This is a genomic window from Stenotrophomonas sp. STEN023 (assembly GCF_056760135.1).
Genome location: NZ_JBRREF010000021.1, coordinates 37,710 through 56,575 on the forward strand (window position 1 = coordinate 37,710; position 18,866 = coordinate 56,575).

Below are 18,866 nucleotides of genomic sequence, written 5' to 3' on the forward strand. Positions count from 1 at the left end.
GTTGTTGAATCAGGCCGAAGCCGGTTGGGTAGCTGGCCATGCGGCTGGCTGCCAAAGTTCCTGCGGTAATTCGCAAATACTGTCGGCCTGCCAGGCCTGCGGGTCATCACCGTGCAGACGGTAGCCCCACAACACCGCCACCGACGGCATGCCGGCCGCGCGTGCGGCGATGATGTCGCGCTCGTCGTCGCCGACGTAGACGCAGGCGCTGGCGGCAGTCTTGATCTGCTGTGCTGCCACTTGCAGCGGCAGCGGGTGCGGCTTGCGCTCGGCCAGGCTGTCACCGCCGATCAGCACCGCGCAGCGCTGTTCCCAGCCCAGCTGCGGCAGGATCAGGCGTGCCAGATACTCCGGCTTGTTGGTGACGATGCCCCAGGTGGTACCGCTCCGCTCCAGCGCCTGCAGCATCGTTTCAATGCCATCAAACAGCGTCGCGTACCGCCCGATCAGCGACTCGTAGATGTCCAGAAACTCCGGCACCAGCGCATGTCGCTCTGCCTCGCCCATATGCGGGAAGGCAATCGCAAGCATCGCCCGCGAGCCCTTGGACACCGCCGGGCGTAACTGCTCCAACGTCACCTCATCCATGCCGCGCGCCTGCAGCATGCGGTTGGCGGTGACGACAAAGTCTGGTGCGCTGTCCAGCAAGGTGCCGTCCAGATCGAACAGCACGGCTGCCGGGAACGAATTGGCACTCATGCCTGTTCCGGCTTGACCGCGTAGGCCAGGTAGTTGATGTCGGTGCGGCTGCTCAGGCGGGCACGGTTGCGCCACGGCTCGTAGGCCATACCGCTGACATCCTGCAAGGACAGATCGGCCGCCCGCAGCCATGCGCCCAGCTCGGCCGGCTTGATGAATTCCTGGTAGTGGTGCGTGCCCTTGGGCAACAGTCGGGCGATGTACTCGGCGCCGACAATGGCCACCGCAAACGCCGCCGGGGTACGGTTGATGGTGGACAGGAACAGCTTGCCACCCGGACGCAGCAGACGGTGGCAGGCAGCGATGATCGCGCCCGGGTCCGGCACGTGCTCCAGCATTTCCATGCAGGTCACCACGTCGTAGCTGCCCGGCTGCTCTGCGGCCAGGTCTTCGGCTGCCTGCACCCGGTAATCGACCGTCACGCCCGATTCCAGTCCGTGCAGACGCGCAACCTTGACCAGCTCCGGGGCCAGATCGATGGCGGTCACCTGCGCACCTTCCTTGGCCAGCGCTTCGCTGAGCAGGCCGCCGCCGCAGCCAATGTCCAGCACCTTGGCGCCACGCAGGCTGGCGCGGTCGGCCACGTACTTCAGGCGCACCGGATTGAGCGCGTGCAGCGGCTTCTGCGGGCCGTCCGCATCCCACCAGCGGGTTGCCAACGCGGCGAACTTGTCCAGTTCGGCCTGATCGAAATTGGTGGAAGTGGAAGCTGCACTCATATCGGTTTCCTCGTGCGGCCGCGTGGGGCGGCCGGGTGCGCACTCAGGCGCGGATGGTACGGATGCGATCGCGCCACTGGCGCGCATTGGCGGTGATCGCGGCAATGTCCATGTCGACCAGCTCACGCTGGACCAGCTTGGGCTTGCCGGCGATCCACACGTCGCTGACCTGATGCCGACCGGCGGCATACACCAGCTGCGACAACACATGGTGCAGCGGCTGGGTTTCCAGCGCGGACAGGTCCACGCAGGCCAGATCGGCCTGCTTGCCAACTTCGATCGAGCCGATGCGGTCGCCGAAGCCCAGCGCGCGGGCGCCGCCCAGCGTCGACGCCCGCAGCGTGGTCGCTGCGTCCAGTGCGGTGGCGTCATTGGCCACGGCCTTGGCAAGGATGGCCGCGGTGCGGTTCTCGCTGAACATGTCCAGGTCGTTGTTGCTGGCGCAGCCGTCGGTGCCGATCGCCAGGTTGACGCCGGCCTTGACCAGTGCGCAGGCCGGGCAGAAGCCCGAAGCCAGCTTCAGGTTCGACTCCGGGCAATGCACCACGCTCACACCGCGTTCGCCGCACAGGTGGATTTCGGCCTCGGTGAGCTGGGTCATGTGCACGGCGATCAAACGCTCGTTGACCAGGCCAAGGCGATCCAGGCGCGCCAGCGGACGCTGCCCGTGCAGGGCGATGGAATCGCTGATTTCCTGCGCGGTTTCATGCGTGTGCAGGTGCACGCGGCTGTCGAGCTGGTCAGACAGCATCCGCACCCGCTCGAAATTGGCATCGCTCACCGTATACGGCGCATGTGGTGCGAATGCGGTGCCGATCAGCGCATCGTCGCGCCAGGTATCGTGCAGCTCGGTGGCGCGGGCGAAGTACTCGTCGTCGGTCTTGGCCCAGGCACTGGGGAAGTCGATGATCACCGAGCCCACCAGCGCGCGGAAACCATGCTTCTTGTAGACAGCAGCCTGCACGTCGGCGAAGAAATAGTTCTCGTTGGCGCAGGTGGTGCCACCGCGCAGCATCTCGGCGATGGCCAGGGTGGTGCCGTCGGCAACGAACTCCGGCCCGATCACCGCCGCTTCCACCGGCCAGATGTGCTCGCGCAGCCAGGTCATCAGCGGCAGGTCGTCGGCAACGCCGCGCAGCAGCGTCATCGGGTTATGGGTGTGGGCATTGACCAGGCCGGGGATCAGCGCCGCTTCCGGGCGCGATACAACCTGCCTGGCGCTGAAGCGCGCACGGGCCTCGGCACGCGGCAATACTGCCACGATCACACCGTTGCTGATCGCCACCGCGTGGTCCTCAAGCACCACCGCATGCGGTTCCACCGGCACCACGTAGCCGGCTTCGATCAAAAGGTCACACGCCTCGGGCGCGGTCTGGCTTGTAGTCATTGCATTACTTCCTGCCATTACGGTGCCTTGCGCCACCCTGCCTCAGTCACCCTTGGCAAAGATCCAACGCTTGGCTATGAACGAGAACGGGAGGATCAGCCCGAACACATAGACCCCCACCCCCGCCGGCAGCACGAAGCCAAGCGGGATGGTGCAGGCGAAAACAACAAAGGGGATCAGGCCACGCGCCAGCAACCAGCGTGCCTGCGCACGGCCGAGTTTGGCGTGCAGCCCTTCCTGCTTCACCACCAGACGGCGGGTAAGCCAGGAAAACAGCGATATGCCGGTCAATACCAGCGAATAGAACACGAACCGGTCCGGCTGCTGCTCGGAAACCGCCGCCGAGTATTCGCGCGTGGCGAACGGCATCAGCACCACGAAGAACAGCTGCAGCAAAGCGAGCCACACCAGCCGGCCATTGACCCGGGTGACGTGTTTCCAACTGAGCATGTGCCCGGTCCAGAACAGACCGGTGACGATGAAGCTGATGAAGTACGAGATGAACAGCGTGGCGAATTCGCTGTTGGCGGCATCGCTACCCAACTGTTCGATCAGTTCCTTGCCTGGCAGCCGCAACTCGATGGCCAGCAGGGTGATGACGATGGCGAACACCGCATCACAGAAAAAAACCACTCGATCATATGGAAACCGGTCCTCTCGGACCGGCTCCCCAACTGCCTGCTCGACGCTGGCCGGTTCGCTCATCGGCTTACTTGACGCGAGCCGAGTATTCGCCCGAACGGGTATCAACGCGGATGATTTCATCCTGGTTGACGAACAGCGGGACGCGGACCACGGCGCCCGATTCCAGCGTGGCCGGCTTGCCGCCGCCGCCGGAGGTGTCACCGCGCACGCCCGGATCGGTCTCGACAATCTTCAGCTCGACGAAGTTCGGCGGGGTCACGTCGATCGGGGTGCCGTTCCACAGGGTCACCACGCAGGACTCTTCGCCCTTGAGCCACTTCTCGGCGCCGTTCATGCCGGCCTTGTCGGCCTGCACCTGCTCGAAGGATTCCGGGTCCATGAAGTGCCAGTACTCACCATCGCTGTACATGAAGTTCATGTCGGTATCGACCACGTCCGCCGCATCCAGCGAATCGGTCGACTTCATGGTGACTTCCTGGGTACGGCCGTCCTTGATCAGGCGGTACTTCACGCGGGTGAACGCCTGGCCCTTGCCCGGCTTGACGTACTCGGTGTCGATGATGACAGCCGGGGTGTTGTTGACCAGGATCTTCATCCCGTTCTTTACGTCGTTCATGCCGTAACTGGCCATGCTGGAACTCCTGAATTGGCAAAACCGCCGCGTAGTGCGGGCGGCCGGATTAGAATGGAACGCCCGCCATCTGGTGGGCCATCTGTTTTTCTGACCGCCAATGATAACCGCAGCCCCCGCCCTCACTCCAGAAAAAGCCATCCTGACCCTGCCCGACGACCGCTGGCAGGCGCATTGGCGCCTGGCCATCCGTGATCCGGCCGAGCTGCTGGCGCTGCTGGGACTGGATGCCGAAGCGGTGGGTGTCTCGGCGGATGCACTGGCGCAGTTCGCGCTGCGGGTGCCGCGCGGCTTTGTGGCGCGGATGCGCCATGGTGACCCGGCCGACCCCTTGCTGCGGCAGGTATTGCCGATCACCGACGAGATGCAGGTCGTGCCCGGGTTCAGCTTCGACGCCGTCGGCGACGGGGCGGCCAAGAAGGCCACCGGGGTGATCCAGAAGTACCGCGGCCGCGCCCTGCTGGTGACCACCGGCAGCTGCGCGATCAACTGCCGCTACTGCTTCCGCCGCCACTTCGACTATGCCGGCGAGAACGCGGCCAAGGGCGGCTGGCAGGAGGCCGTGGCGGCAATCGCGGCCGACCCGGGCATCGATGAGGTCATCCTCTCAGGTGGCGACCCGCTGTCGCTGAGCACCTCCAAGCTGGCCGAGCTGACCGAAGCCTTGGCGACAATTCCGCACATCAAGCGCCTGCGCATCCACAGCCGCCTGCCGGTGGTGCTACCCGAGCGCGTTGACGATGCCCTGGTGCAATGGCTGCGCCACCTGCCCTGGCCGGTGGCCTTCGTGCTGCATGCCAACCATGCCAATGAATTCGACGCACAGGTGGATGCCGCCCTGGCCCGCATCCGCGCTACCGGCGCGCAACTGCTCAACCAGGCCGTGCTGCTGCGCGGGGTCAACGATGACCTGGAAGCACTGGCCGCCCTCAGCGAGCGCAGCTTCGCCGCCGGGGTGATGCCGTACTACCTGTACCAGCTGGACAAGGTGCAGGGCGCCGCCCACTTCGAGGTCAGTGACGAACAGGCGCTGGCCCTGCACGCAGGGCTGATGGCCAGGCTGTCCGGCTATCTGGTGCCCAAACTGGTGCGCGAGATCGCCGGCGACACCAGCAAGCGGCCGCTCTAGATCAGAGCGGCGCAGCGATGGCTGCCCTGATCAACGCAACGCAGCCATCGCGCCGCGCTCCAGCAGGCTGACCAGACCCGGCGCTTCCAGCGGGCGACCAAGCCAGTAGCCCTGCACCAGATCACAGCCGCGCTGGCTGAGCAGCTCGAACTGCGCCTCCTGCTCCACGCCCTCGGCAACCACGGTTATGCCCAACGCGTGCGCCATGGCGATGATCGCCGTGGTCAGGGCCAGATCGTCGGCGTCACGCTCCATGTCGGCAACGAAACTGCGGTCGATCTTCACCCCATCCACCGGCACCTGGCGCAGGTGGCTGAGCCCGGAGAAGCCGGTACCAAAGTCGTCCAGCCACACCCGCACACCGGCCCGGTGCAGCTTCTCCAGCAAGGACACCGCCAGCATCTCGTCACCGATGACTGCCGTTTCGGTCAGTTCAAGATGCAGTCGCGACGCCGCAAGACCGGAGCCCAGCAGACTGCTTTCAACCTCCTGCAGCAGGTTGCCATTGCGCAGCTGCTTGGGCGAGACGTTGACCGAGATGAACAACTCCTCGCCTATCGCATTGCGCGGCCATTGCTGGGCCTGTTCGCAGGCCGCGCGCAGCACCTTGGGGCCGATCACCTGGATCAGCCCACTCTGCTCGGCCACATCGATGAAAACTGTTGGCGGGATCGCGCCCAGCGCCGGATGATCCCAGCGCAACAGCACCTCCACGCCACACAACATGCGGTCGCGGGTGCGGAAGATGGGCTGGTAGACCAAACGCAACTCATTGCGCTCCCAGGCGCCGCGCAGCTCCTGCTCCAGATGCAGGCGTCGCTCGACGGCATGATCCATGGCCCGGCTGTAGTAGCGGAAGCAGTTCTTGCCGGCCAGCTTGGCCTGGTACATCGCGATGTCGCCGTTCTTCAACAAGGCGGTGGCATCGGTCGCATCTTCCGGGAACAAGGTGATGCCGATCGAGCTGCCCAGGAAGATCTCCCGTTGCTGGACCTGCAGTGGCTTGGCCAGGTCGATCACCAGCCTGTCGGCCAGTTGCTTGGCGATCTCAGCGGCACTGCGCGCGCCCTGCCCGATCAGGATGACAAACTCATCGCCGCCAAAACGGGCCAGCAAGGCATCGTCGCCGCCAATCTCCTCAACCGCGGCAGCGATATGCTGGGCAAACTGCAGCAGCGCATCGTCACCGGCCTCATGCCCAAGGGTGTCGTTGACCCGTTTGAACTCGTCGATATCGATGAACAGCAGCGCCAGCCCCCGCGCCGCCGCCTGCGCACCCTGCAAGCGGTGGTCCAGCGCCTCGCGGAAGGCCAGCCGATTGGTCAGGCCGGTCAGGGCATCGGTATAGGCCATCTGCCGCACGTCACGGTCGTGGCGGGCAATGCTTTGGCTCATGCGATCAAAGGTGCGCAGCAGCTCACCAACCTCGTCGCCGCGCCGGGTCGACTGCGTTTCGATCAGGTAGTCGCCACGTTCGATCCGCCGCGCCGCCGCGCCCAGCCAACGGATCGGCCGCACCAGGGTGGTCTGTACATAAAAGGCCATCACGCAGGCGAAGGCGATCAACAACAGCATCAGGCCAATTGCCCAACCCAGCTCGCGCCGCTGCGCCTCCTGCATGCGCTGCTCCAGCGCCTGCATGGATGCAGCTTCCTGCGCGCGCACCGGTGCCAGGTTCATGCCAATGCGCAGGCCGCCCAGGCGTTGATCGCCAATGGACAACGGCACATCCACTTCCAGTATCGCCGGCGACTCCTGCACCTGCGATTTACCTGCCGCCACCGCGGCAGCGGCCAGCGGGTCCTCCATCAACTGCCCGTAACCGGCCACGTCAAATGAGCCATCGTGGATCAGGCGACCTTCCGGATCGTGCACCAGCACATAGCTGACCGACTCCTGCCGGGCGGTATTGCGCACCAGACTGCCGATCGCCGACAGATCCGAGTAGTACAAGGGGTTGACCAGGGTATCGGCCAAGGCATTGGCCAAGGCCGTGCCACGTTCGCGCACGCCCTGGTCGAACACCTGGCTGAGCACCTCACCACTGTTGCGCAAGGCCTCGCGTTGCGCGGCCGACTGGCGCACCAGCATCAACGCAACGATTGCCAGCACCACCAGCAAGGCAGTGCCACTGGCCAGCAGGAAACGGGCCTGCAAGCCAAACCGGGGACTACTCATTCCACCTCCATACGGATGCGCTGCAGGCCACGGCGCAGGCGCTCGAGCGCGCGCAGATTGTCCGGGTCCACCGGGTGGAAGCCGGTGGTACCGAAGAATTTCGCCAAGGCCGGGCCAGCCAGTGGATCACTGCTGGCCTGCAGCAGCACCTGTTGCAGACGCTCGCGCACCGCCGGATCCAGGTCGGCGCGGACCATCTCCACGGCGCGCGGGATCGGCTCGCTGCGGTACAGCACCCGCATGTCCTGGCGAAATGCCGGCGGCATGGCGTGGTCGTCGCTCCAGTCCAGGCTGCTGATCACCCCGCCATCCACCACCCGCTTGTGCACATAGGTGGAGATGTTCAATTCCGAACGCGCAAACACATAGCCCACCGAGTCCTCGGCAGGGGTATCACGCGGGTCCAGCAGGATTTCCGGCCGCAGGTCGTGGTCCAGCAATTCCATCGCCGGCACCAGGTAGGCACTGGTGGACAACGCGCTCTGCAGCGCCAAGGTGCGCCCACGCAGCCCTTCAAGCGTGGTCACCGGGCTGTCACGGCGCACGAAGAACACGCTGTGATAGCTGCCCACGCCACTGCGCTCGGTCAGCAACAGCGGTTTGGCGCCAGCCCGCTGGCCCAGCGCCATCGCGGTACCGGCGGTCTCGGTAACCCAGTCAACCCGGCCGCGCCGCAGATAGCTGCCCATCTGCTGCGCATCCTTTGCCATCAGGATCCGTCCTTCGACGATCCCGACATCGCGCATGCGCGGCACCACATAGTCCAGCAGGGGTTTGAGCTGCTCGTAATGCGCCTTTGGATCATCACTGATCCGCCCCAATACCAACACCGAACGATCAACAGCTCCGACTGTCAAAGGCTGCAGTACAGCCAGTGTCAGTGCGGCTCCCCAAAGCCATCGCAGGACACCCAAAACGACACCCCCTAATCCATCCCCACAGATTACCGGCTTTCACAAAACGGTGACGAAGATCTCAGTTTTTTGGCTCCGTGGCTAGCCTTGCCATGCGCTGGGCATCCGACAGAATGCCACGCATCAGCCGAACCTCATGCTCGGACAGCTCGGCCTTCATGAACAGGCGGCGCAATTTACGCATCGCCGACTCCGGCGCGCGGCCCTTGTGGAAGTCAATCTGGTCCAAGGTGTCCCCCAACTGGCCGAACAGCCCTTCCAGCTGGGCATGGCTGGCTGGGGCCTCGTCGCGGCCTGGCTCGGCCGGGGCCGGTGTTGCCACGGCGCCCTGCGCCTCCAGCGACGCCATGCGCACCTCATAGGCAAGAACCTGCACTGCGGCAGCCAGATTCAGCGAGCTGAACTCAGGATCGGACGGAATGTGCACGGCGGCGTGGCAGAGCTGCAGCTCCTCATTGGTCAAACCAGTGCGCTCACGGCCGAACACGAAGGCCACTTCCGCCGGCTCGCCGGCCTTGGCCACGGCGCGCTGGCCGGCCAGTTCCGGCAGCAGTTCTTCCAGCTGCACCCGGCGCGAACGCGCGGTACAGCCCAGCACCAGGCGGCAATCGGCCACGGCTTCGGCAAGGGTGGCCACTACCGGCGCATCGCCGAGCACATCCTCGGCACCGGCCGAACGCCGGAAAGCGTCCTCGTCCAAGGGCTTTTCCGGGGCCACAAGCACCAACCGCGCCAGGCCCATGGTCTTCATCGCACGGGCCGCTGCGCCGATGTTGCCGGGGTGCTGGGTGCCAACAAGAACGAAGCGAATATGAGCAGAAACAGACATGGCGTTAAAAAATCAGGAGCGAGACAGCTGTAGATGGTAAACTGCGCGGCCGGTCAATGCGCCGGACCCGCTCTTTTCCCCCGCCAATCCGATCTCTGCCTTCACGGGAGCCTTTCGCCATGCAGAAACCCGCCGTAACCGTCATGGTCAAGGCCGCCCGCCTCGCCGGCAACGTCCTGCTCCGCAACATCAACAAGCTTGAAGCCCTCAACGTGGTACAGAAGGGTCGGATGGATTACGCCAGCGAAGTCGACGCTGATGCGGAAAAAGTAATCGTCAAGGAACTCAAGCGCGCCTACCCGGAATACGGCATCTTCGGTGAAGAAGGCGGTATCCAGGGTGTCAACCGCATGATGTGGGTGATCGATCCGCTCGACGGCACCAGCAACTACCTGCGCGGCTTCCCGCACTACTGCGTCTCGATCGCCCTGGTTGAAAACGGCGAGCCGATCGACGCGGTGATCTTCGACCCGCTGCGCAACGAGCTGTTCACTGCCTCCAAGGGCAATGGCGCCGTGCTCAACGACCGCCGCCTGCGTGTATCCGACCGCAAGGACCTGGAAGGCACGATGATCCACACCGGCTTCGCCCCGCGCGAACGCAGCCGTGCCAGTACCCAGCTCAAGACCGTCGACACCCTGCTGGTGCAGGCTGAAGACGTGCGCCGTACCGGCTCTGCCGCGCTGGACCTGGCCTATGTGGCCTGCGGCCGCGCCGACGCCTACTTCGAAGCAGGCGTGAAGGCATGGGACATCGCTGCCGGCGTACTGCTGGTTCGCGAAGCCGGCGGCAAGGTCTGCAATTACCGCGGCGCCCCGTTGGACCGCATGGACTCGCGCGGTCCGGAAACCCAGCAGGTCGTGGCTGGCAACATCAAGGTTTGCGAAGCCCTGCAGAAGGTCATCGTCAACACCGGCTACGCCGCCGAGTTCGACCCGAAGTTCTGATCCAGCTGCCATCGCAGTGAATCATCCGAAATCCGATGCCAGAGTTTTGACATCGGATTTTTTCTGGGCAAAGCTTTTGCAGATGCTGTTGTAGGAGCGGCGGCAGCCGCGAAGCGGAGACTCCATCAGATGACACACCCCGCCAGCGCTCCAGCAACGCCAGCTTCGCGGCTGACACCACTCCCACAACAGCCCGGCCTCTCAGCCAGCGGATACTGCGGGAACAACCACAGCACCGACCACCGGCTGCCGGCCCCAGCCATAGCGGGCGGCCAACCAGATCTCCAGCAGCACCAGCGCCAGCACGATCAGCAACGGCAGCAGCAGGCCAAAGTAGATGCCCGGCATCATCGAGCTGATCTGCGCCTTCAATAGACGGATCACCCCCTTGGTATGCAGCAGCTCGCTCATGCGCATGCCCAGCGCCTCACGGAACACGGCTTTATCCAACCCGCTGCGACCACCAACCTCCTTTACCAGGCTGTCCTCCACCCACTGCAACATCACTTCGCTGCGCAGGTGTTCGATGCCCCGGCGCGCCCAGCGCTGCGGCATGCTTTCGCCACTGAGCATGCCGATATCGGCCAGCCGATGCTCGCCAAGGTAGGACTCCACCGCCATGCGCGCGGCATCGTGCGCGGAAACATCATCGCGCAGCATCGCCTCCAACTCCGGCGTATCCAGCGAGCGCTCGAACTCGACCAGCCAATGCTCGGTCGCAACCTGCAGATGCGGCTGGAAGTGGTCGATCTGCTTGTACAGCGCACGCTGCCCACCAGCAACCAGTCCAACCTGCAATCCAATGAAGGCAAACAGCAGCGGTAGCACCACCACATAGCTGGCGATCAACCAGTGATGCCAACGCCGTCGCCGGGCAAGGCCACCGCGGCGCGCCAGCACGATCCACACTGCCACACCCAAGGCCAACCCCAACACTGCACCGATCAGCGCGCCGCCAATCAAGTCCAGCACGCTCAGCCCATTCCAGAATTCCATTGCCCAATATTGCGCGTCCTGCACCACATGCTCCCCATTCGTCTGCAGTGTCTAGAGGGTAGACACAAACCCGTGGACCGAGAATACAAGTGTCTGGTTTCTACGGACGGCAAAACGCAAAACTGTTAGCTGCGTGCACAGTCAGCAACAGGGGCACAGTTGCAATCACGACAGCAAAAAAGACAACGCCCCTTGCGGGGCGTTGCCTTCAATCAATTGCGTGCCTTGCTGGAACCCTGACAGTTGCTGCGCGCAATGCGTGCAGCAAATCAACCGCCTGGATCAGGCTACCGTCGAGGAACGCAGTGCAGCGATGCGCTCTTCCAGCGGCGGATGGCTAAGGAACAGCTTCTTGGCAGTGGAACCGGCAATGCCAAACGCGGCAATCTGGGTCGGCAAGGTGCTCTGGCCGTGGTTGAGCTTCAAGCGCTCCAACGCAGCGATCATCTTCTGGCGGCCGGCCAGCGACGCGCCACCATGATCGGCACGGAACTCACGACGGCGCGAGAACCACATCGCGATCATCGTCGCGAACAGGCCAAACACCATTTCAAGCACGAACACGATGATGTAGTACGCAAAACCACGGCCGCCGCCTTCGCGGTTGCCCGACAGCGCGCTGTCGATCACACCGCCGACAACGCGCGCCAATACGATCACAAACGTGTTCAACACGCCTTGCAGCAAGGCCATGGTGATCATGTCGCCGTTGGCAACGTGGGCAATTTCATGGCCCAGCACCGCTTCGGCTTCGTCTTCGCTCATGTTGTGCAGCAGACCGGTGGATACCGCCACCAGCGCATTGTTGCGATTGGCGCCAGTGGCAAAGGCGTTGATTTCGGGAGCGTCGTAAACCGCCACTTCCGGCATGCCGATGCCGGCTGCCTTGGCCTGGCGGGCCACCGTGTCCAGCAGCCAGCGCTCGGTCTGGTTGCGCGGTTCGGTGATGACAACGGCGCCAGTACCGCGCTTGGCCATGAACTTGGACAGCAGCAGCGAGATGATCGAGCCACCGAAGCCAAAAATGGCCGCCATGACCAGCAAGCCGCTCATCTGCGAAGAGTTCACGCCCAGGATGGACATGACGACGCTGGCCAGGATAAGCACGGCGACGTTGGTCAGAAGAAACAGCCCGATACGGGTAAACATGGGAAACATATCCGTGAGGATGGGAGATACAGGCAATTTGCGGCGCAGACAGCTTGAATTCAAGCATTAATCTGACCGACGATTCAGTTTCGATGCCAGCTATTCCTTACCGCGGCCGCTTTGCGCCCTCCCCGACCGGCCCCTTACACCTGGGCTCCATGCTGGCCGCCTTCGGCAGCTGGCTGCTGGCCCGTCATGCCGGCGGCCAATGGCTGGTGCGCATTGAAGATGTCGACCGGCCACGAGAGGTCGCTGGTGCGGTCGAATCGCAGCTGGCCACACTGGCCGCGTTTGGCCTGGATTCGGACCTGCCTATCCAATACCAGAGCCGACGCAATGCCTATTACCAGGCAGCGATCTCGCGCCTGCTGGAGCAGCATAAGGCCTTCGCCTGCCATTGCAGCAGGGCGGATCTAGCCAACCAGGGCGGCATCCACCGTCACTGCGCTGCCAGCCAACACCGCCCGCACCCGGCAATCCGCCTACGCGTGGCCGACGGCAGCCATGTCAGCTTCGACGACGCCCTGCAAGGCCGACAGGAACAGGACGTCGACCGGGACGTCGGCGACGTGGTGCTGCTGCGGGCCGACGGCTACTGGGCCTATCAACTGGCCGTGGTGGTGGACGATGCCGAACAGGGCGTCACCCATGTGGTCCGCGGCGCCGACCTGATCGACTCGACCGCCCGGCAGATCCTGCTGCAGCAGGCACTGGACCTGCCCACCCCGCACTACCTGCACCTGCCGCTACTGCTGGATAGCGCCGGGCACAAGCTCTCGAAGTCGCAGGCAGCCATTCCGGTGGACAGCGCCCAGCCGGTGCCCGTACTGCGCTGGCTGTGGGCCGCGCTGGGCCAGCAACCGGCGGCATTGGATGCTGCAGTCGGGGTTGCCGAGACGCTGCAGCATGCTGCAACCGCCTTTGAGCCGGCGCGGCTGCAAAAAACCTCGCTGCGGGCGCCTCTGCAGCCCCCAGGCTGAGCACAGTTTCATTAGAATCATGGGCTCCCCCGCACATCTGCCCTGGAGTTGAGCCCATGACATCGCGCGTCGCACTGGTCACCGGTGGTACCGGCGGCATTGGTACCGCCATCTGCCAACGCCTCGCCGATCAAGGGCACCGGGTCGCCACCAACTTCCGCAATGCCGAAAAAGCCCAGCAATGGCAGCAGCGCATGCGCGAAAAAGGCTATGACATTGCCCTGTTCGAAGGCGACGTCGCCGACCCGGACAGCGGCCGCCGCCTGATCCAGTCGGCCGAGGCCGCGTTGGGACCGGTGGAAATCCTGGTCAACAACGCCGGCATCACCCGCGACACCACCTTCCACCGGATGAGCCCGGAACAATGGCATGAGGTGATCAACACCAACCTCAACTCGGTGTTCAACGTGACCCGCCCGGTGATCGAAGACATGCGCAAGCGCGGCTGGGGCCGGGTGATCCAGATCAGCTCGATCAATGGCCTCAAGGGCCAGTACGGCCAGGCCAACTACGCCGCGGCCAAGGCCGGCATGCATGGCTTCACCATCTCCCTGGCACGCGAGAACGCCGGCTTCGGCATTACCGTCAACACCATCTCGCCGGGCTATGTGGCCACCGACATGGTGATGGCCGTGCCCGAGGAAGTGCGGGCCAAGATCATCGCCGACATCCCTACCGGGCGCCTGGGCAAGCCGGAGGAAATCGCCTATGCGGTCGCCTTCCTGGTCGCCGAGGAAGCCAGCTGGATCACCGGCTCCAACCTGGATATCAATGGTGGCCACCATATGGGCTGGTAACAGCAGCCTGGTGACCCCGTTCTTGAGACAGCCCGCGCCATGTTGCACAACATGGCGGTTCATGCTGCGCAACAAACCTAGTGTTCTCCAATACTTGCAACCTGTACTAATGGCGGTTGCAAGCCCTGCTGCACTGCGCCATGCTGCGCACCTACCGTGACGAGTGACTGCTTAATGGCTGCGACCCGCATCATCAAGAAGTATCCGAATCGCCGGCTCTACGACACCGAGATTTCCAGCTACATCACCATCGAAGACGTGCGCCAGTTGATCCTGGACGGCGAGGACTTCGAGGTCCGCGACGCCAAGAGTGGCGACGACCTGACCCGTTCGGTGCTGCTGCAGATCATCGCGGACAAGGAGCAGGACGGCGAACCGATGCTGTCCACCCAGCTGTTGAGCCAGTTGATCCGGTTCTACGGTGACTCGTTGCAGGGCTTCATGGGTAATTACCTGGAGCGCAGCATGCAGGTGTTCCTGGACCAGCAGCAGCAGTTCCGCCAGCAGATGGGCAACCTGCTCGGGCAGACGCCGTGGGCGATGATGAACCAGCTCACCGAGCGCAACCTGGAGTTGTGGCAGGAGTTCCAGCGCAATATGGGCAGCGGCTTTGGCGGCCCGCGTCCGCCGGCAGGCGGCAGCAAGCCGACCGAGCCACCGCCGACCAGCACCGGCAGCAAGACCCGCAGCGGTCGCTGAGTGCTACGAAAAGGCCGACGCAAGCGTCGGCCTTTTGCTTTGTGGAGATTTGTTTTTTGTGGGAGCGGCGTAAGCCGCGAAGCTCCCGCGGCATCAGACTTCAGTGGCTTCGCGACTTACGCCGCTCCCACAAAAGCTGCAACACCAAAGCCACTCAACGCTTGCAGGCGCTGCAGATCCGCTCGACCTTGTAACCCTGCGCGCGCAGCTTCTCGACCACGCCGTCGCTGCCCAAGAGATGCAGCGCGCCAACCACCACCAAGGTGTTGCCACGGCCCGGCTGCAGCCACTGCTGCAACTTCGGCACCCAGGCATCGTTACGCTCCACATTGATGCGCTGGTAAAGCCCCGGATACTCGCGCTTCATCTGCGCGGCCATGTCCCGCCACAGCATCACGTCATCGCCGCGCCGCCACGCGTCGTGCAGCTGGCGGCTCTGCTCGTCGCCCTTCTCCACCTGTTCCAAGGCTTCGCGCAGCAACTGCCGCTGCTCGTCGTTGCTCATGCCGTCGAGCATGCTGATCTGCGAAGCAGCGCTTTCCAGGCCTGAAGCAGGCTTGTTGGCCTGCGCGGCGCGGTCCATCAGATACCGATCCAACCCGGACTTCGGGTCCAGGCCTTGCCGGGTCATCTGCGCGACGCTGATGGTCAGGCCGACAAACCAGGGCTTGAGCCCGCCCAGGCGATCCACCGGCATGCTGTTGGCTGCCCCCCATCGTTCAAGTCGCTGCCAGGTAAGCGGATCAAGGTCGTCCTTGAGCTGGCGACCATCACGGCGCAACGCCGCCTGCATCATCTGTGCACCAAGCTCTGGCGAATTCATTTCATCCGGCGACAGCTCGAACAACAGCCGCTGCGCGCCGGCAAATGCACGGTCCACGTCACTGGAGAGCGGATAGTCATCAGGCTTGAGCAGGTGGAACGAGCCCAGCAGGTACAACTCACTGCCTTGCGCACCGCTCACCTTCCATAACAGCGGCACCGGCGGCTGCTTCGCCGCCGGCTTGGGCGTTGCTGCGGCAACCAACAGCGGCGTGGCCAACAAAAACGCGGCCGCCAACAACATGCCTAGACGCTTGCTCCAGCTCATGCGGCGGGCTCCTGTTTGGGCTTGGCATAAGCCTTCTCGCCAGCCTCGATTTCCATGTCCAGACGATTCTCCGGCGGCGGCAAGGGACAGGTGGCAAATGGCGTGAACGCACACGGTGGGTTGTAGGCGCGATTGAAATCAATCACCACCTGGCTCTTCCCGTCCGGCACATCCACATCGATGTAGCGCCCAGCCGCGTAACTGCCACGGCCACTGGTGCGATCGGCGAAGATCACCTGCAGCGGACGGCCAACATCACCCAGTGCCTCCAGCCGCCAGGTACGTCCATCACGCTCGAATTCAATCGCACCAGCATTGGCCAGCTCGGTGGTCAGCCCGGTGATATCAACAATGGGGATGGTCTTGTTGACGTCATGCGGCACGAAGCGCGCGGTGATGCGCCAGCTCGGATCCGCCGGCCAGTAGTCCAGATGGCTGAAGTTGACCCGCGCCGGCGCTTCGGCGTGTTTGACCCGCAAGCCGAAGCGCGGCCCGCGCTCGATCAGGCTCATGGTGCCCTTGTCATCGTCGAAATGGATCAGGGTTGGAGTCTCCGCATGATCGCTATGCAGCGGAATCCGCCCCTTCACCACCTGCCCGTCAACCTTGACCGAGACACCCGGCTCGGGCGCAAAGAACCAGGCATCACCCACACGCGTGACCAGGCCCATGCGCGCCGGCCCTGCCGCCAGGCGGATGCCGCTGGTGCTGCCGCTGCCGATGTAATGCGCTTTCAGATCCAGCCAGTGCAGGCCGACCAGGCTGGTCCAGCCATCGGGGGCCAGCAGTTCGGTCAGGCGTTGCTCGCGCCACAGCTCATTATCATGCGCGAAGGCTGGATCGACCTGCACCTTCGGCGCTGCGTTGTTTGCGTCATCGCCGCAACCACCGAGCAGCATCGCGGCAATCAATGCCGCGCTCCCCAATACGTATTTCATCAACGCCCCCGCAGGAACCAGCGATCAATTTCAGCCAAGGAAAAGCGCGCCCAGGTTGGACGGCCATGGTTGCATTGCCCGGAGCGCTCGGTGATTTCCATGTCGCGCAGCAAGGCATTCATTTCGGGAATGGTCAGGCGCCGATTGGCACGCACTGCGCCGTGGCAGGCCATGGTCGACAGCAGCTCGTCGCGCGCCGTGGCGATGCGCCGACTCTGCCCGTGCTCGCGCAGATCGCCGAGCACATCGCGCAGCAGCCCCTCCGGCTCGGCGTTGGCCAGCAGTGCCGGAATGCTGCGCACATGCAGCGAGCCGGGACCGGAACGGGTGACCTCGAAGCCCAGCGCCGCCAGCGTGGCTGCCTCGCGCTCGGCGGTATCGGCATCGCGCTCGCCCACTGCCAAGGTCATCGGCACCAGCAACGGCTGCGCATGCAGGCCGATGCCGTCATGTGCATTCTTCAGCCGCTCATAGCCGATGCGCTCATGGGCAGCATGCATGTCGACGATGATCAGGCCTTCGGCGTTCTCAGCCAGGATATAGATGCCGTGCAGCTGGGCAACGGCGTAGCCCAGCGGCGGCACCCCGGCCTCGTTCGAGGTCGGCGGCAGCGATGGACCTGCGTCCAACTGCCGCGCTCCAGCAGCGTCGTCGCCCACCGGCGAATACAGTGCCGCGTACGCAGAAGGCGCATCGGCTACCTGCAGGCCCAACGGCGATTGCCGCGCCTGCCAGTTTCCACCACCGCCGCCACCTGCACTGCCGCCCGGGCGCGACAGCATGTAACCGCCTGCGCTGTAGCTGGGCGCTGGCTGTGCCTGTGGGTCGGCAGGATGCGCCTGCCCTGCGGCGGGCTCCATGCCGGCGCGGGTTTCGGCCAGCGCATCCTTCAAGGTGCGGTAGACGAAATCATGGATCAACCGCGAATCGCGGAACCGCACTTCGTGCTTGGCCGGATGCACGTTGACGTCGACACGGGTCGGGTCGAGCTCCAGGAACAGGACGTAGGCCGGTTGCCGGCCGTGGTACAGCACATCGCCGTAGGCCATCTTCACCGCGTGGCTGACGCTGCGATCACGCACCGAACGTCCGTTGACGTAAAGGTACTGCTGGTCCGCGCTGGCGCGCGAGTACTGAGGCTGTGCGATCCAGCCATGCAGGCGCAGGCCAGCGGCACTGTGATCAACGCGCAGCGCCTGGCGCGCAAAGTCTTCGCCCAGGGTTTCACCCAGACGCGCATCCGAATACAGATCACCGGGCTTGTAGCGGCGCGAAGGCTTGCCGTTGTGCGAGACACGCAGCTCCACGTCTGGACGGGCCAGCGCCAGCGAACGCAGCCATTCTTCGATATGGCCGAGCTCGGTGCGCTCGGCACGCAGGAACTTGCGCCGTGCCGGCACGTTGTAGAACAACTCGCGCACTTCAACGGTGGTGCCGGGTGCGTGCGCACGCGGCGTGACATCACCGAGCTTGCCACCTTCGATCTGCAGCGCGGAGCCGTGCTCGTCATCGGCGCGACGCGACGCCAGGGTGAAACGGCTGACCGAAGCAATCGACGGCAGCGCTTCGCCCCGGAAGCCCAACGTAGCCACCGACTCCAGATCGTCCAGACTGGCGATCTTGCTGGTGGCGTGACGCGATACCGCCAGCGGCAGCTGCTCGGCAGCGATACCACCACCGTTGTCGCGGATGCGGATCAGGCGTACACCACCCTCTTCCAGATCGATATCAACGCGTGTAGCACCGGCATCAAGCGCGTTCTCGACCAGTTCCTTCACCACCGAGGCGGGGCGTTCAACCACTTCGCCGGCGGCGATCTGGTTGATCAGGATTTCCGGCAGCGGACGGATCGCATTCATGCCACACCGCCGGGCAACTGCGGGGCGTTGGCGGAATACGGGAGCGAGGATTGGCGGGGGATCAGGCTGACTTCATGCATGCTGACGATGATAGCCGAGCATGGGCCGAACACCGAGAGCAGCCGATACAGCCCGGCAGGCGGTCTCTTGTGGGAGCGGCGTAAGCCGCGAAGCCAACGGAGCCTGAAGCTGCAGCAGCTTCGCGGCTCACGCCGCTCCCACACAAAGCAAAAAATCCGACGCCAGCACCTTGGCATCGGATTCGGGGTGTCTCATTGCC

The 18,866-nt window shown here is 64.2% G+C and carries 18 protein-coding genes; 5 read left to right on the forward strand and 13 right to left on the reverse strand.

The features are described from left to right. Positions 1–9: 9 nt before the first annotated feature. From ACVOLV_RS08535 to efp, 5 genes are read right to left on the reverse strand one after another with little or no spacing between them, the layout of a single operon-like run. Entirely contained in the window at positions 10–699 is a 690-nt protein-coding gene (locus ACVOLV_RS08535; RefSeq protein WP_481554007.1) for a phosphoglycolate phosphatase, read from the reverse strand. Further along, complete coding sequence (gene ubiG, locus ACVOLV_RS08540; RefSeq protein WP_481554008.1) at positions 696–1,418, reverse strand: bifunctional 2-polyprenyl-6-hydroxyphenol methylase/3-demethylubiquinol 3-O-methyltransferase UbiG; 723 nt, start codon at positions 1,416–1,418, stop codon at positions 696–698. The genes ACVOLV_RS08535 and ubiG overlap by 4 nt, the downstream gene beginning before the upstream one ends. Positions 1,419–1,461: 43 nt before the next feature. Next, positions 1,462–2,805 (reverse strand): TRZ/ATZ family hydrolase, encoded by a 1,344-nt coding sequence (locus tag ACVOLV_RS08545; RefSeq protein WP_303746794.1) that lies wholly within the window; start codon positions 2,803–2,805, stop codon positions 1,462–1,464. A 42-nt stretch (positions 2,806–2,847) separates the two neighbouring features. Continuing rightward, positions 2,848–3,510 carry a TMEM175 family protein gene (locus tag ACVOLV_RS08550; protein WP_481554009.1) on the reverse strand — a complete coding sequence of 221 codons (663 nt, stop codon included), beginning with the start codon at positions 3,508–3,510 and terminating at the stop codon, positions 2,848–2,850. 4 nt (positions 3,511–3,514) lie between these two features. Continuing rightward, positions 3,515–4,081, reverse strand: a complete 567-nt coding sequence (efp, locus tag ACVOLV_RS08555) for an elongation factor P (RefSeq protein ID WP_481545580.1) — start codon at positions 4,079–4,081, stop codon at positions 3,515–3,517. Between the two features lie 100 nt (positions 4,082–4,181). Between efp and epmB the strand changes: the two genes are divergently transcribed. Further along, entirely contained in the window at positions 4,182–5,210 is a 1,029-nt protein-coding gene (gene epmB / locus ACVOLV_RS08560; protein ID WP_481554010.1) for an EF-P beta-lysylation protein EpmB, read from the forward strand. A 30-nt stretch (positions 5,211–5,240) separates the two neighbouring features. On the opposite strand, the gene ACVOLV_RS08565 is transcribed toward epmB, so the two are convergent. From ACVOLV_RS08565 to ACVOLV_RS08575, 3 genes are all read right to left on the reverse strand, one after another. Further along, on the reverse strand, positions 5,241–7,388 hold the full coding sequence (locus ACVOLV_RS08565; protein WP_481554011.1) for a putative bifunctional diguanylate cyclase/phosphodiesterase: 2,148 nt from the start codon (positions 7,386–7,388) through the stop codon (positions 5,241–5,243). Beyond that, positions 7,385–8,302: a phosphate/phosphite/phosphonate ABC transporter substrate-binding protein gene (locus ACVOLV_RS08570; RefSeq protein WP_481554012.1), complete on the reverse strand. Its 918-nt coding sequence runs from the start codon at positions 8,300–8,302 to the stop codon at positions 7,385–7,387. Before ACVOLV_RS08570 ends, ACVOLV_RS08565 begins: the two co-directional genes overlap by 4 nt. 61 nt (positions 8,303–8,363) lie before the next feature. Continuing rightward, a complete protein-coding gene (locus ACVOLV_RS08575) occupies positions 8,364–9,131 on the reverse strand; it encodes an RNA methyltransferase (protein WP_481554013.1) in 768 nt (255 codons plus the stop codon). 119 nt (positions 9,132–9,250) lie between these two features. Here ACVOLV_RS08575 and ACVOLV_RS08580 point away from each other — a divergent pair, with 119 nt between their 5' ends. Next, positions 9,251–10,078: an inositol monophosphatase family protein gene (locus ACVOLV_RS08580; protein ID WP_313317600.1), complete on the forward strand. Its 828-nt coding sequence runs from the start codon at positions 9,251–9,253 to the stop codon at positions 10,076–10,078. 201 nt (positions 10,079–10,279) lie between these two features. On the opposite strand, the gene ACVOLV_RS08585 is transcribed toward ACVOLV_RS08580, so the two are convergent. Beyond that, positions 10,280–11,074, reverse strand: a complete 795-nt coding sequence (locus ACVOLV_RS08585) for a hypothetical protein (RefSeq protein WP_481554014.1) — start codon at positions 11,072–11,074, stop codon at positions 10,280–10,282. A gap of 282 nt (positions 11,075–11,356) precedes the next feature. Beyond that, positions 11,357–12,223 (reverse strand): protease HtpX, encoded by an 867-nt coding sequence (gene htpX / locus ACVOLV_RS08590; protein WP_481554015.1) that lies wholly within the window; start codon positions 12,221–12,223, stop codon positions 11,357–11,359. Positions 12,224–12,315: 92 nt separating this feature from the next. On the opposite strand from htpX, the gene gluQRS reads away from it, so the two are divergent. The 3 genes from gluQRS (at position 12,316) to phaR (ending at position 14,699) form a co-directional block, all read left to right on the forward strand. Next, positions 12,316–13,203: a tRNA glutamyl-Q(34) synthetase GluQRS gene (gluQRS, locus tag ACVOLV_RS08595; protein ID WP_481554016.1), complete on the forward strand. Its 888-nt coding sequence runs from the start codon at positions 12,316–12,318 to the stop codon at positions 13,201–13,203. Positions 13,204–13,259: 56 nt separating this feature from the next. Beyond that, positions 13,260–14,000: an acetoacetyl-CoA reductase gene (phbB, locus tag ACVOLV_RS08600; protein WP_481554017.1), complete on the forward strand. Its 741-nt coding sequence runs from the start codon at positions 13,260–13,262 to the stop codon at positions 13,998–14,000. Positions 14,001–14,174: 174 nt separating this feature from the next. Beyond that, a complete protein-coding gene (phaR, locus tag ACVOLV_RS08605; RefSeq protein WP_481554018.1) occupies positions 14,175–14,699 on the forward strand; it encodes a polyhydroxyalkanoate synthesis repressor PhaR in 525 nt (174 codons plus the stop codon). A gap of 154 nt (positions 14,700–14,853) precedes the next feature. Here phaR and ACVOLV_RS08610 read toward each other — a convergent pair whose 3' ends face one another. From ACVOLV_RS08610 to mutL, 3 genes are read right to left on the reverse strand one after another with little or no spacing between them, the layout of a single operon-like run. After that, complete coding sequence (locus ACVOLV_RS08610; RefSeq protein WP_481554019.1) at positions 14,854–15,789, reverse strand: TraB/GumN family protein; 936 nt, start codon at positions 15,787–15,789, stop codon at positions 14,854–14,856. After that, the gene (locus ACVOLV_RS08615) at positions 15,786–16,727 is read right to left on the reverse strand and encodes a DUF1684 domain-containing protein (RefSeq protein ID WP_481554020.1); all 942 of its coding nucleotides are present in this window, start codon (positions 16,725–16,727) and stop codon (positions 15,786–15,788) included. The genes ACVOLV_RS08610 and ACVOLV_RS08615 overlap by 4 nt, the downstream gene beginning before the upstream one ends. Then, positions 16,727–18,586 (reverse strand): DNA mismatch repair endonuclease MutL, encoded by a 1,860-nt coding sequence (gene mutL, locus ACVOLV_RS08620; protein ID WP_481554021.1) that lies wholly within the window; start codon positions 18,584–18,586, stop codon positions 16,727–16,729. Before mutL ends, ACVOLV_RS08615 begins: the two co-directional genes overlap by 1 nt. Positions 18,587–18,866: the final 280 nt, after the last annotated feature.